This is a genomic window from Nostoc commune NIES-4072 (genome assembly GCF_003113895.1).
Lineage (GTDB): Bacteria > Cyanobacteriota > Cyanobacteriia > Cyanobacteriales > Nostocaceae > Nostoc > Nostoc commune.
Genome location: NZ_BDUD01000002.1, coordinates 407906 through 421828 on the forward strand (window position 1 = coordinate 407906; position 13923 = coordinate 421828).

The 13923-nt window shown below is 43.8% G+C and carries 14 protein-coding genes and 2 pseudogenes; 6 read left to right on the forward strand and 10 right to left on the reverse strand.

Annotation, left to right across the window (positions count from 1 at the left end):
* The first annotated feature begins 409 nt into the window (after nt 1-409).
* Nucleotides 410-1066: pseudogene (locus CDC33_RS34220) on the forward strand (tyrosine-type recombinase/integrase).
* Between the two features lie 375 nt (nt 1067-1441).
* Nucleotides 1442-1738, forward strand: a complete 297-nt coding sequence (locus CDC33_RS40005; protein WP_146195910.1) for a hypothetical protein — start codon at nt 1442-1444, stop codon at nt 1736-1738.
* Here the strand turns inward: CDC33_RS40005 and CDC33_RS34225 are convergent.
* Genes CDC33_RS34225 through dinB form a run of 3 tightly spaced genes read right to left on the reverse strand, consistent with a single transcriptional unit; the run spans nt 1707 to nt 6065 of the window.
* Nucleotides 1707-5078 carry a strawberry notch family protein gene (locus CDC33_RS34225; protein ID WP_244919495.1) on the reverse strand — a complete coding sequence of 1124 codons (3372 nt, stop codon included), beginning with the start codon at nt 5076-5078 and terminating at the stop codon, nt 1707-1709. The genes CDC33_RS40005 and CDC33_RS34225 overlap by 32 nt on opposite strands.
* Nucleotides 5078-5257 (reverse strand): hypothetical protein, encoded by a 180-nt coding sequence (locus tag CDC33_RS38050; RefSeq protein ID WP_146195911.1) that lies wholly within the window; start codon nt 5255-5257, stop codon nt 5078-5080. The genes CDC33_RS34225 and CDC33_RS38050 overlap by 1 nt, the downstream gene beginning before the upstream one ends.
* Entirely contained in the window at nt 5241-6065 is an 825-nt protein-coding gene (gene dinB / locus CDC33_RS34230) for a DNA polymerase IV (RefSeq protein WP_244919496.1), read from the reverse strand. The genes CDC33_RS38050 and dinB overlap by 17 nt, the downstream gene beginning before the upstream one ends.
* Before the next feature lie 177 nt (nt 6066-6242).
* On the opposite strand from dinB, the gene CDC33_RS34235 reads away from it, so the two are divergent.
* Nucleotides 6243-7175 carry a competence protein CoiA family protein gene (locus CDC33_RS34235; protein WP_109013059.1) on the forward strand — a complete coding sequence of 311 codons (933 nt, stop codon included), beginning with the start codon at nt 6243-6245 and terminating at the stop codon, nt 7173-7175.
* 68 nt (nt 7176-7243) lie between these two features.
* On the opposite strand, the gene CDC33_RS34240 is transcribed toward CDC33_RS34235, so the two are convergent.
* The 3 genes and pseudogenes from CDC33_RS34240 to CDC33_RS34250 all read right to left on the reverse strand — a co-directional run bounded on the left by CDC33_RS34240 (nt 7244) and on the right by CDC33_RS34250 (nt 8709).
* On the reverse strand, nt 7244-7576 hold the full coding sequence (locus tag CDC33_RS34240; RefSeq protein ID WP_109013060.1) for a hypothetical protein: 333 nt from the start codon (nt 7574-7576) through the stop codon (nt 7244-7246).
* Nucleotides 7577-7778: 202 nt separating this feature from the next.
* Nucleotides 7779-8096, reverse strand: a pseudogene (locus CDC33_RS34245) (response regulator); the annotation flags it as partial.
* 289 nt (nt 8097-8385) lie between these two features.
* Entirely contained in the window at nt 8386-8709 is a 324-nt protein-coding gene (locus CDC33_RS34250; RefSeq protein ID WP_109013061.1) for an ArsR/SmtB family transcription factor, read from the reverse strand.
* 235 nt (nt 8710-8944) lie between these two features.
* On the opposite strand from CDC33_RS34250, the gene CDC33_RS34255 reads away from it, so the two are divergent.
* The 3 genes from CDC33_RS34255 (at nt 8945) to CDC33_RS34265 (ending at nt 10641) form a co-directional block, all read left to right on the forward strand.
* On the forward strand, nt 8945-9379 hold the full coding sequence (locus CDC33_RS34255) for a GNAT family N-acetyltransferase (protein ID WP_109013062.1): 435 nt from the start codon (nt 8945-8947) through the stop codon (nt 9377-9379).
* Entirely contained in the window at nt 9349-10122 is a 774-nt protein-coding gene (locus CDC33_RS34260) for an IS5 family transposase (RefSeq protein WP_109013063.1), read from the forward strand. The genes CDC33_RS34255 and CDC33_RS34260 overlap by 31 nt, the downstream gene beginning before the upstream one ends.
* A 96-nt stretch (nt 10123-10218) precedes the next feature.
* Nucleotides 10219-10641, forward strand: a complete 423-nt coding sequence (locus CDC33_RS34265; protein ID WP_181374309.1) for a transposase — start codon at nt 10219-10221, stop codon at nt 10639-10641.
* An 11-nt stretch (nt 10642-10652) separates the two neighbouring features.
* On the opposite strand, the gene CDC33_RS39500 is transcribed toward CDC33_RS34265, so the two are convergent.
* From CDC33_RS39500 to CDC33_RS34280, 4 genes are all read right to left on the reverse strand, one after another.
* Entirely contained in the window at nt 10653-10796 is a 144-nt protein-coding gene (locus CDC33_RS39500) for a hypothetical protein (RefSeq protein WP_181374310.1), read from the reverse strand.
* Entirely contained in the window at nt 10793-11098 is a 306-nt protein-coding gene (locus tag CDC33_RS34270; protein ID WP_109013065.1) for a transposase, read from the reverse strand. The genes CDC33_RS39500 and CDC33_RS34270 overlap by 4 nt, the downstream gene beginning before the upstream one ends.
* An 88-nt stretch (nt 11099-11186) precedes the next feature.
* Nucleotides 11187-11684 (reverse strand): helix-turn-helix domain-containing protein, encoded by a 498-nt coding sequence (locus CDC33_RS34275; protein ID WP_109013066.1) that lies wholly within the window; start codon nt 11682-11684, stop codon nt 11187-11189.
* A gap of 37 nt (nt 11685-11721) precedes the next feature.
* Complete coding sequence (locus CDC33_RS34280; RefSeq protein WP_181374311.1) at nt 11722-13545, reverse strand: two-partner secretion domain-containing protein; 1824 nt, start codon at nt 13543-13545, stop codon at nt 11722-11724.
* Between the last annotated feature and the right edge of the window lie 378 nt (nt 13546-13923).

A 13923-nucleotide genomic window follows, 5' to 3' on the forward strand; every position in this document is an offset into this window, starting at 1 on the left:
TAATTTAATTTTTGTGAATGCCTGAAATCGATTCTATAAAGTATTAAAATATTTTGCTGTTAAAGCCACATCTATGAGAGATACATCCATAAAAGTATTATTATTTTTGTAACACTTAATATTAAATTAAGATGTGTACAAAATTTCAATAATTTAAATTTTTGTCTTGATTGTGACTATTACTTTAGCTGCGTTAACAACCCAGTTTTTAGATCGTCCAGGACTGACAAACTCAACGATTCGTACTTACGAATATGTTTTGATACCTTTACTTCAACTTTATGGACGTTGGTCGATTGAAATTATTGACTATGAAATTTTGGTTGAATATTTATCAGGGGTGTCTCAAGTAAAATTTACAACTCACCATAAATATCAAGCAGTAATTACCGCATTATTTAACTTTGCCGTGGAGCGGGGCTATATCAAATCAAACCCTCTAGCTAGACATCCTCGATGTAAACCTAACTTGGAGAAAGGGGAACATAATTCTGATGAAGAAGTGCGTTATCTTACACCAGCACAATTAAATCTTCTCTACCAAACCATTAAACCAGATGCTCGAATGTCTGCGTTGATACATTTGTTGCACAGCACGGGGGCTAGAATCGCGGAAATATTGACGTTAGATTTAGACGGTGTAGATATTCAAAATCGGAAGTTTCAGGTAATTGGTAAGCGAAATAAGCAATGATGGTGTTTTTACAGCGAAAGTGCTGCACAAAGTCTAAATAACTACCTCAAATATTACAGGCATCCGTGCGTGTCGGCATTATTTACAGCCCAACAACCCTTTAGTCTTAAAGTTTCTCGTCTATCTTACGCAACAGCTTATAAGTCCCTACTTGAGGTAATTAAGGGCGTAAACGAATTAGAAGGAATTCGTTTCCACGATTTGAGACATACCTTTGGTACTGAAAGGGTCGGTTTGATGGGTATCGACGAACTACGTGCATTGATGGGACATGAGACGATTCAAATGACTTTGCGATATTCAAAAGTGACTTCTCGGCGTGCGGAAGAAGTAGCACAACGAGCCTTTGAGAAAATTCCCAATTATGGGTAGTAAGTAAATATCAGTTTTGGCTAAAAATAAATATCGTTTTGCTAGTAATAGCAATGTCAACTTTACAGTTTAAGAGAATTAATATTTCTCTTGAACTGTTAACTGAGGGATAAAACAAAAAATGATGTTCAGCAATGGCTGAAACCTAAGCCTCACAATGGTTATAGCGTTTGCATTAATTCCTTAGCGTACAATTTTCCCGTTTTGGCACAGTCCTGCCAGCTGTGAAGTCAAATGGCTACCAATCTTAAACTGCTCAATTTGGCATCACCGTGCCGAAACGGTAAGTATGGGGTTCTCTTTCCCCTTTCCCTTTCTTCACACTCTTGTTTGAGCGAAAAATAAGCTGATGTATTTATTTAAATACATCAGCTTTTGACTTATCCCAAGATTTCAATCACAGCCGCTAGAATAGCTGGTGCTTTGTCCGAAACCGGAATAAATACCCGCTTTTGCCAGTTGATGATCTCGGTGAAACATCCAACAGCTAAGAGTCGCTCTGCCAGTGAGATAGCATTAAGGGAGCAACGCGAAAAAGTGAGATCGGGGTTTAGTTCTCAATTACACCCCTATATTCTCAACAAAATCTGGTTTTTTAGTTGCGATCGCATCCTGAAACAAGCTATATACGTCCCAGATTTTAGCACCTCACAAAATCGCGTTGCTCCCTAGCATTAAGCAGTTCTATGCGAGGTTCTGCGGCAATATAAGAACGCCGTAAAGTTACGCCACCCGGTAACTGCTGGGAATAGCCTTCGTTCAGCACTAAAGAGACTAACTCCTGTGGGCTTAACAGCTTGTCTTTGAGTCCGAGTTGTTCAGCCACCGACTGGATATCCTGAGCGTTAACCACGCGACCGAGTATCTTTTGTCCATCGCTGGTTTGTAACCTGAAGACTCGGCTACTGTGCTGCGGCAAGATTTTCCAAATGGGCAACAAAATACCGATGACTAAATGCAGGTAATCGGTTGTGAACTTGGGCAGTGCGTCTACTTCAGTAGACCACGCTGCGACGAACGCATCGACACAAACCGCTTTCCAAGTGGAAGATTCTAAATCCTTGACTGGTATACGGGTTTCTTTTTGGGGACGGACGAGTAACACTCTTGGTACAACACCACCATCAGCGTCGTAGATACTATGTGTCGGAATTGACACAGCAGCATTGCCTGACTTGGAGTTGATCATGAGCCATCCTTGATATTGAGTGGCAAACTCCAACATCTCAATAGCCGTTTTGATGTGGTTCCTTTGGGTGCGTTCCACTTTCAAGTAATTGGTGACGCTACCTGTGGCAGGGTGGGTGTACACAGTTTCCTGGCTCAATACAGCAAAGCGTTCAGCCCGGAGTGTCTCTACACCCATCTCGTAGACCCCCGCCGCGATCGCTGCTTCAATCTGCTGGCTCAAGAGTAATTCAAACCTCTCGAAAATCACGTTTTGCATATCAATTCGTAGAGCCAGTAGTCGGTTGAGGAATTGACGCAGTGGGGGCAAGTCGATTTTCATCCCGCCTTCATGAGAGGTTAAACTCAGTCCAGTCATTTGCTCGAACTTTCCTAAAGACACTTCAAAAAATCGACCTTGGTATATTTGTCTGAATAATTCATACAGGGCGTGTTCTGCATAGTTCGACTCCAGATTATCTTGTACCGAGAATATCCCATTGCCACCCGTCTGCCGTTGACCGCGAGTCAGAGCGCCCAAGCTATCCAGCCGTCGAGCAATGGTTGAGATAAAGCGGCGTTCACCTATGACGTTAGTGGTAACAGGTCTGAACACGGGTGCAGATGCTTGGTTTGTGCGGTGCGATCGCCCAAGTCCTTGAATTGCATTGTCTGCTCTCCAGCCGGCTTCTAAAAGATAGTGCGATCGCCTTTTACGATTCACAGCGTTAAGGTCAGCATGGTAACTGCGACCAGTACCGCCAGCGTCACTGAAGATGAGGATTTGTTTCTCGTCCGCCATGAATGCAGCAGTTTCAGCAATGTTAGCGCCGTCACCACGCGAATCAACAAACAAACGCCCGGAATCATCCTTGAGAACTCGCTTGCTACGACCAGTTACTTCAGCCACTTGCTTGTGACCAAAATGCCACAGCAATTGTTCTAATGCGCCGGGGATTGGGTCAAGACTTGCTAACTTATCGACTAAGGCATCTCTCAAGGCTACGGCTTCAATAGAGATAACTGGAGAACCATCAGCGTCAAAGACTGGCTCGGATCTTTCTTCTCCATCAACGCCAGAATGGATGGAATGAAGATGAATGGGGAAAGCACTCATCAGGTAATCCATCACATATTCTCGTGGGGTCAAGTCAAGATTGAGATCCTTCCATTCTTCGGGTGCAACTTCATTGAGTCGGCGCTTAAGCAACTCCTCATTAGTTGATACAATTTGAATAACAACGGCATTTTGAGCAGCTAAATCCTCTTCAATTGCTTTAATTAACTGCGGACATTTCATGCCAGTCAACAGATGGTTGAAGAATCTTTGCTTGTGCGACTCGAACTGAGACACCGCGCTCATCTTTGCAGCACGGTTGTAAGTCTTGTCACCAGAGATATTACAAGCTTCCAGGGCTTTATCTAAATTATGGTGAATAACACCAAAAGCATCAGAATAGCTGTTATAACTCCGTTCCTGCGTGGGCGTTAAATCAATGTAGAGAGTTTGATACTCAACTCCCTCGAATGAAAGGCTCCGCGCCAGATACAGTCCCAAAGCCTTGAGATCCCTGGCGACCACTTCCATCGCAGCGATACCACCGCCCTCAATGGATTCCACAAAATCCTCACGGGAGGTAAACGGAAAGTCGCCAGTCTGCCAAAGCCCCAGACGATTTGCGTAAGATAGGTTGGAAACCTTCGTCGCACCAGTCGCAGAAACGTAGATAACCCGTGCCTGCGGTAATGCGTTTTGCAACCGCAGCCCAACAATGCCTTGCTGGGATGCTGCAACCATGCCCAGTTTGCCCTCTTGAGCCATTGCGTTACCCATCGCGTGGCACTCATCATAAGCGATCGCACCATCAAACTCTTTACCTGCCCATTCAACGATTTGCTTAAGCCGACTTTTGCCGTTCTTTTGGGATCGTAGGGTTGAGTAGGTGCAGAATAGGATGCCTTGGGTGAATGGGATGGAGTCGGCAAGTTTGATGTTACTGAGGTCAATGATATCTTTTTCACTACCTCCGAGCGCACACCAATCTCTACGTGCGTCCTCAATTAGGGCAGAACTCTTTGATACCCAAATGGCTTTTCTTCGTTCCTGACACCAGTTGTCGAGGATGATTCCTGCACATTGTCTTCCTTTCCCCGCACCCGTCCCATCGCCAAGAAACCAGCCACGCCGAAATTTTACGGCATTTTCTGAGCCAGTTGCCGCTACAGTCACATTATCCCAAGAATCATCCACAATATAAGACCCAGACAGAAATTCACAGTGAGCCTGACCTGCGTAAATAACGCTTTCAAGTTGTGCCTCTGATAACAAGCCTTGTGTGATAATGTTGCTAGGAAGATGTGGTTTATAAGTTGGTGCTGGTGCTGACACAAGTGCTAGGGCTGCACTCTCACAAAGCAGTGAGGGATGAGGTAAAGCGTCCTTGATTCTGATTCGTTGTGGGCGATATGTTTCGTATAAAGTATCTTTGAGTCCTTCAGTAGCAGACCATTCGACGACTTCGTATTCCAGAATAACCACATCTGAAATTTCTGCGGAGGGTTCTGGTAAAGCGATCGCTGTACGCTTCGTTGGCAGTTTAACAACCTTCGCTGCAACGACAGCAGCTTTAATAGTTGCAGCATTCCATTGCGATGCCTGCGGCAACGTCAAAGACGAACGCCCAGGCAATTGCTGAATCAGTGCCAGTATTTCAGGCAGATTTAAAGTTTCGGTAATGCAAGGAATTTCGCTGGAGTCAGCCGGAACCTTGTCAATTACTGTGATTCTGGTGTCAATTTGCGTCCCATGCTTTGAGTACACCTTGCCGTTAACCCCGACCGACATTAAAACTCGCGCAAAATCCTGCCACTTAAGGAAAGTCTCTCGCCAAGGGGAGCAACGCGATTTTGTGAGGTGCTAAAATCTGGGACGTATATAGCTTGTTTCAGGATGCGATCGCAACTAAAAAACCAGATTTTGTTGAGAATATAGGGGTGTAATTGAGAACTAAACCCCGATCTCACTTTTTCGCGTTGCTCCCTGTGCAAATGAGGTTTCTGCACCGATGGACTTACGAACCCGATTCGCCTCAACTGGGCGGTTATCTTCTGCTCTGGCAATCTTGTAGTAGTAATGCCCCGCTTTACCAAAATGGTGCGTTAACTCCCTGTGCGATCGCCCTTTCAAATCTACTCCAGTATGAATGCCGAGTGAGTGCATCTTAGCTGCTGTAACTTCTCCAATCCCGTGGAACTTCTCAATCGCTAGCTGTTCTACAAAAGCGACCGCTTGCTCTGGTAAAATCACTGTCAACCCGTTGGGCTTGTTCTGCCCTGATGCCATTTTTGCAAGAAACTTGTTAATTGACACGCCTGCGGTCGCCGTCAGCTGAGTTGACTGGAAAATTGCAGTTTTAATATATCTTGCAATCGTAGAAGCGTAGGTGATGTTTTGCCTATTCTCAGTAACGTCAAGGTATGCTTCATCTAGTGCAACTCCTTCCACCAGGTCAGTATAGCGTTTGAATATGGCGTGGATTGAAGTGGAAATATCTCGGTAAACGTCGAATCTTGGTCTAACGAATATCAGTCCGGGGCATTTAGCAATTGCTGTTACTGACGGCATCGCGGAGTGAATCCCAAACTTACGAGCTTCATAACTGGCGGCTGCAACTACGCCTCGCTGATTCGGACTGCCACCGACGACTAACGGTTTACCTCGGTAGCTAGGGTTGTCCCTCTGTTCCACCGATGCGTAGAAGGCATCCATATCAACGTGAACTATTTTCCTGGTTCTAGCGACAGATTCTTGTCTCAAGGGTAGCTCCACCACCAGCAGTCTCGCCTTTCACACACTATTTCCAAGTAAATAAAATCCTAAACTACAAATCTTATAGTACACTAGCACTAGTCTGAACGAAATTCAGCATCTCTGCAAATTATTTAAGGCTTACTAGGACTTTCTGCTATCTGTTTTGACTAGTTTTTCTATTAATGAGTGAGCGTGACAATGTGGCTAAAATTTGGTATAGCCCCAGATGGAAAATTAGTCTGTGTTGAAGATGTTGGTAGTGGTAAGACTGAGCTTTTATGCCCTTACTGTTACGGTGAGTTAACTGCTAAGAAAGGTAAGGTAAAGCAACATCACTTTGCACATTCGTCAGCGACCTGCCTGCCTGTAGCTAAACGTGATTTCCCGATTTTACCACTCTACGATAATTTTAATATTTACCTATCGCGTAAAGATTTAGCACAGTTAAAATTGCTGTGGAAAGAATACGGTTTAATCAATTATCCTATAATTCCTGGTTTAGTTACTCCAGGGCTTGTTAAAGCTGGAATGTTCCAAAAAAATGTCTATCTAACCCCTCCAGCTTATGAATTTACTAGTTTAGGAAAAATTCCTGTTGGGGCGCTAGAATTCAGTTTATTCAACGAAGTGCAAGAACCTCTGTTGCTCAAAAAGCTACTGAAACTAGAGCTAGCAGCCAAACACGCATTATACAAAAATGCACCAGATAACTCATATCGGCTCACCGACTTGGCACTTTATCGCGCTCAACTTCAACGCATTTTATCTTGTACTCTGTATTTTTTAGAAATTCAAACTAACATTGGCACTTTGCACAAGATAGGAGTTACCGCCAGATCCATTCAACAGCGATTGACAGAAATAGAAGCGGATTTACTTATCCCTTATCAAACTGTTGCTATTCAAATACTTGGAACTTGGCCGCACAGGGGTAATGTAGAACTATATTTTAAACACCGCTATCATAATTACAATTATCGCATTGGTAGTTTAACTGAGTACTTCAAATTTGGTGCTGCCGATGCTAACGCTGCTCTACATGAACTACAACAAATGAAAGATAAAATACTTTCTCCAGTCGAGATAGACATTCTTAAGGACAACATTAGCTTATCTCAAGTTGCTATCTAGCCTATACTCATGCTCTGCAATAGCATTTGTTCCATATTTCTATGCGTTAGCCAAAGCAACACTAATTGCTATCTATTAGACTTTTTGTGCTTTGTGGGGTCAACTAACCGATATGATTGGTCAGGTTCACTCGTTGGAGGAAACGGATGTCCACTAATTGATGTTACTTCCACCCCTGTGCCTTCTCCATCAGAATTTATTAGTTCATACTGTCCGCTAATGGGAGTACGTTCCCCTGGACTATGCTTTAAAGATTGAGCCTCCTCTGATTGGCTTAACTCTGTAGTAACAGGACTGTAAACTATAGTAAACTGACTTTTAATTTCAAAACCTGGAAGATAGCCACCGTGGAACGGAATATCTGACCGAACAATTCGCAATTCGCAATTCGCAATTCGCAATTAATAATACCCCACGCACGCCACTTGCTTTATGCAGGTGTTCCCGTCCACCGCAGTGGCTTATGAATGCGGGAGCTTGAATATTGATACTATGTGTTTTATTTCTTTTCATAATTGAAATTAGTTGCTCTGTACCCCAACGTCTCAATTATCAATTACGTCCGAAATTGCGAACTGCGAATTGCGAATTGCGAATTGGTTTGATTCGGTCTGCTACATCTGCCAAGGCTGTTAGCATGATAATTGGTACGTCTGATTGTTTCCGTAATTCTTGACAGACACCATAACCATCTAGTTTTGGCATCATTACATCCAGAACTATCAAATCAGGAGTTAAGAGACTAAAAGCTGACAAAGCTTCTTCGCCATCACTAGCTGTAACTACGCTGTAGCCAATCATTTCTAGACGCGTCTGTAAAATTCGGCGGATACTGGCTTCGTCATCTACTACTAAGATTGTGCCTTTATCACCTGATAAGTTTCTCAACGCTGTTCCTTTCCAGCGAGAACTCTCAACCATCCATTATCTGCTTATCAGGAGTCAAAAACGCAATCACATTTTTGACCTACAGTCATGATGAAGAAGCGATCGCTTAATACTTGCATCTGTGCAACAGATTATTCTGGGGCATCTACCCGAAAACAGATTTGTACACAATTAATAAATTCCTCAACAAGGGACTCGTATTTCCCATCGATTTGGTGTACCTTGTTATTTCTGTGCAATTATTAATACCCATCTTCTCCCAACTTTACCCAGACAAATTTTAAGCCAATGCCTTCGAGGGAACACCCAATGAAAACTTTTGTTATCGATCTTCTAGTAGTTTTTCCAGAGCATCAAAGCGGGCACTCCAGATTTTTTCATACTCGCCTAGATATGCTGCGGCTACTTTGAGAGTTTTCGGCTGAATCTGAATAACTTTCTCCTTACCACTTCGACGCTTGGTAATCAGTCCGGCTTTCTCCAATACACTGATGTGCTTTGCGATCGCTGCAAAAGACATCGCATAGGGTTGTGCTAATTCGCCGATAGTATGTTCTGCTGTTGATACCCGCTTAAGAATGTCTCGCCGCGTCACATCAGCCAGAGCAGCAAAAATTTTATCAAGGGCTACATTTGATTCAACCATATAGTTGAATGTTATCCAAAGATACAGATCGTGTCAAGTGACGAGGCGGACAACTTTTACCTTCTGTCTTGGGCAAATTCTACCTGAAGTCACATACAATTTTGGGTGTTACTTCCACTGTGCTTCCAAGCGATCGCTGCGATATGGCAAATAACACCCTAGTTGCAGACTATCAAATATTGTACGCGATCGCAGAAAATAAGTAACTGAAGTGTCAGCTACAAACATCCTAAAAATGGAGTTTCAACTAAGACAAGCAAATAAAGACGATTGGGATTTCATTTGGTCACTACGTGTAGTGACCATGAAGGATATGATTGCTCAATCCTATGGTTGGGATGAAAATATACAACGTAGCTATGCACAAGAATCATTAACAGGCAAATTAATCCTTGTGTATGGTGTTGCTGTAGGAGTCATTACTTTTTCTGACTGGGGCGAACAACTACATTTAACTTGGCTTGCAATTGTACCTCAAATGCAAAGACAGGGACTTGGCAGTAATTTGATTCAATACTGTCAGCAACAAGCTACAAAGCTTGGTAAACCTTTGACACTACAAGTTCTGCGAAATAACCCTGCTGTTTCGTTATACAGGAGATTTGGGTTTGAAATTTCCGAACAAAATACTTCAGATAAGTGCAAAGACGCACGTTTGATGAGATGGTGAAAATTATGCAAGATACTGTCAGTCCTAAACGAACTCGAGGTTGTCCAAATAAACTAGATTTGGAAGACCAGGTTTTAATTTGCTTGCAGTATTGGCGAGAATATCGAACTTACTTCCATATAGCCCAGGATTGGCAAGTATCGGAATCAACTGTTTGCCGTACAGTACATCACATTGAAAGTGTGTTGGTTAGTTCTGGGAGATTCCGTTTAGAAGGAAAAAAGTCCTTATTGATACCGTCACAGAAACCAAAAACGGTTGTGATGGATGTAACCGAGAGTCCTATTGAACGTCCTAAATGCGGTCAGAAACGTTTCTATAGTGGCAAAAAGGGACAGCATACTCTCAAATCTCAATTTGTAATTGATCTTGAGACCTCACAAGTCCGTTGTGTTGTCAATGATTCAGGTCGTAGACATGACTTCAAACTATTTGTGGAAAGCAAAGTACGTTTTCATCCTGATACACAGAGTCTAGAAGATAGTGGCTACCAAGGAATTGCTAAATTTCATACCAATAGCCTTTTACCCAGAAAGAAGCCGAGAGGAGGCAAGCTAACCAAAGAAGATAAGCGGTTTAACCGTGATTTAGCTCGCCGTCGAGTTGTTGTTGAACACGTCAACCGACGATTTAAGGTATTTCGGATTTTCAGTCAACGCTACCGTAATCGCAGACAACGTTTTGTGTTGCGCTGTCACTTAATTGCTGGAATTTATAACTATGAGATTCTTAATGCAAGTTAAGAGAAAATGTGTTTAACACACTACTCTACCACAAAACTTTTTTGCAAGAGACTCCATGAGCTGCGCTCACAAGAAACAATGAAAATGTGATACATTTTGCTCAAGCAGTTGGTACAAAGGTCGCGTTTTCCTTCTGCCGCACACTTGGCAAGATGGGCAAGGGTCTGTCCAGGAAATAATGAGAGTGCCGGAAAACAGTTTTCTGGCCGAACTGGACAAGGTAACAGTTGGTTACGTAGTGCTTTGATTCAAGCTGCTAACGCCGCCAGCAGATGTAAAAACTCTTACTTGGCAGTTGTGTATCAACGTCTGAAAGCACGACGTGGTAGAAAAAGAGCTATTGTCGCTGTGGCTCATCGGATTTTGACTGCTGTCTTTCATATGTTGTCCATAGGTCAACCCTATAAAGATTTGGGAGTTAATCATCTTAATCAACCTCAAAAACAGCATCTGCTCAAACAAATGCGTTCTCGATTAGAACAGCTTGGTTACAAGGTTACTCTCGAAGCACAAACCTAAACAGCACCTCATTAAAACAAAAAGGGAGCAACGCGATTTTGTGAGGTGCTAAAATCTGGGACGTATATAGCTTGTTTCAGGATGCGATCGCAACTAAAAAACCAGATTTTGTTGAGAATATAGGGGTGTAATTGAGAACTAAACCCCGATCTCACTTTTTCGCGTTGCTCCCGGATTCCGATTGGTGGATATTTAGACAGTCCATAATCAAATGCCACTTACTCGCAGTCGAGTCAGTGGCAATTAAGCGTTGACAATGCGCCAAGAAATCAGCTTCAGTCCTGTGCTGATCAATAGTAGGAACCAGGACTTGCCCTGTAACAACATCAAAATTAGCAATTAAGGTTTGCGTACCATGTCGAATATATTCAAACTCTTGACGTTCGACTTTGCCAGGTCGCATCGGTAAACTGGGTAAAGCTCGTTCGAGAGCTTGAATGCCGGTCATTTCATCCATACTAATAGTACGTTCTCCCAGTTCTGCTCTGGTTAGGGCACTCAGATAATGTTGGCTGATATCTTCTACTTTGACTTCAAATTCCGGGTCATACGGGGGGAAAAAGCCAGTAGCGAGACTGGTGTGGTTTAAGTTCTGCTTCGTTTAACCATCGTCCAACCTGGCGCGGAGATATCTGCTCTACAATCCCTTGTTCAATCAACTCATCCGCTAGTTCATGAACGCTCCAATGACTTATGGGACGACCATATTCCATTGGGTCACGGCACGCGATCGCCATGCATTCAACTTGCTGTTCCAGGGTAAATTTTAACGGTGCACCAGGACGCAAACTATCAAGCAATCGCTCAGTCACCGTCTTGGATTGCTCACTGCTATCAACCCAACGGTGTCGCCACTGCCGCACCATCTTGATGCTGATATCGAGCGTCCGAGCAATTTCGGCATTATTTTTCCCCTCAGCAGCTTTTAGCACAATCCGGGCACGTTGTGCTATTTGTTGTGGCGTACTGGGTCGATTCGCTAATTTTTCGAGGGCTTCCTGGTTTGCATCACTCAAGATAATTGTTAGCGCTTGGCAAGGCATAAGTAATCCAGTTATCTACATTATTTATACCCTAACCTTATTTACGCCGTATTGTACTAGTTTCAATCGTTAAATTCCCGGCGTCTCCCCCGCCTGTGGTTTCAGTTGTCAAGAGGCTGGGCATCTGACGGTCGGCTGAGGTGCCATTTAGCTCTATAGAGTTAGAAGCATTTACCGTTACGCTTCCTCCTCGTCCCTCGCCCGCAGTACGGGCCGACACAAATGCTCCATCCAGGACTTGCAATTTCTCAGTTTTAATTGTCAAATCTCCGGCAGATCCAGTACCTGTGCTTCCAACAAGCAAGCCGCTTCTGACCTGACCATTTGCCGATGTTCCAATCAGTTGCACTAATGAAGAAGCGGTCAGACTCAACGTCCCTCCCGACTGAGCCGAACCTAAATTGGAAGCTGAGGCTCTTGCCCCATCCCGGGCAATAAATAAGCGAGTTTCAATCGTTAAGTCTCCAGGTTTGCCGGAACCTTCCCCCAAAGCAAACAGACCACTAGGTGTCGGATTCTCAGCTGATGTTGATGTTCCAATCAGTTGCACCGAATCAGAGGCTTTTACAAACAACAGTCCTCCTTGTCCCGAACTAGTATTAGCACTAGCAGTTGCGACTAGTGCCCCACCCTGAACAATCAATTGCCCAGTTTCAATGCTCACTGAACCGCCATTTCCGATATTATCAGTCTGAGTTATGATTCTGCTAAAATTCGCACCATCAGCCGATGTTCCACTCAGTTCCACAGAATCAGAGGCTCTTACAGTCACAGTCCCCCCCCGTCCGGAGTTAAAAGTACCAGCTGCTATCTCTGACCCATCCCGGATAATCAACTTCCCAGTGTCAATCGTCAAATCTGTACCAGTTCCGACATCATAAGTTTCAGCTAACAGGCGACTTGCTCCAAGGACTTCCACCAACTCGGAGGCGCGGACGGTAAGTGTCCCTCCTGGTTCCCCTCCTGTGTTGTTAGCTACAATCTGTGAACCATCAGCGATTGTGACACGTCTACCCTCTACCTGAATATTGCCGGTGCCTAGTTGAGAACCGACACCTCGTCTAACACTGGTTTGGACTATAGCTCCTTTGGTGAGGGATACGTCTGCTCGCGCTACATTATCAGGAAAACTCAAAGGCAGATTTTTGTCATCTATATTCAGCCCTACTGTTCCTTCTCCTGCTAATCCTCCCAATTCTACTCGACCGTTGAGAACGGACAATTTCCCCCCTTCTAAGTTCACATCACCACCTACCAACAACAAACTTCCATTGACAGGAAGTTGCAGACCTGTTAAAGATTCATTGGTAATCGATTTGGGAATTTGATTGAATAGCAAAGCTGAAGGATTGACCGTTAAGAGTGGGAGAGAATTAGGAACTGAGGCACTGAACAAGCCTTGCTCACCAAACCCGATGGCATTTGCTGTTGTTGCTAGAAAGGAACCTCCTATATTAAGTTGGGCATTCGGCCCAAAGATAATCCCCGACGGATTAATCAGAAACAGGTTAGCAGTACCTAAAACACCGAGCCTGCCGAAAATCTCGGAGCGGTTGCCCCCTGTCACCCGACTAATAATATTTTCAATGCCAAGAGGATTTCTGAAAATGGCTCCTCCTCCTTCTTTAATGTTGAACTGCTCAAAACTGTGGAATAGATTGGCACCACGAGTTGCTCCACCGTCTATCAGGTCAAAGTTAGAAGCAAAAGGTGTAACAACAGAATTTTCTTGACCTAAGGTGTTATCGGGTACTATCTGGGCTAGGGCACACTCGTTGGCTGCTGCGATCGCCGCCACTAAAGTTAATAACCTTGCCAACCTCAACTGCCACCACTGATAAAATAAGCTTTTAGAGAACACGGGAAAATTCTCCTTAAAGGATATTTGTAAAGTTTTTTATTAAGTTACTTGATGATTATTGATGAAACTGAGGAAATTTTCGACAGCAAAAAAAAATAGTAGCCATACTCAATTAATACCACGCAAGAGAAATTCTCTAAGTGAGGTTATTGTTTTTGGAGTGGCTGTAGTGTCTAAAATTGGCGGCTATAAAAGGACACTCCTCATTCCCTACTCATCTCTGCCCTACTTTAACCAAATACCATACCGCAGCGGAATTTTACCTGCAAGCGATACCTTCTCTTCTCTTTCAGAGACGCACTCGCGTTCGAGAGGCAATGCCCTAAGCGTAGCTATGCCGCAGGCTTTACGGCACGTCTTCTCTACGAGACGCACTCG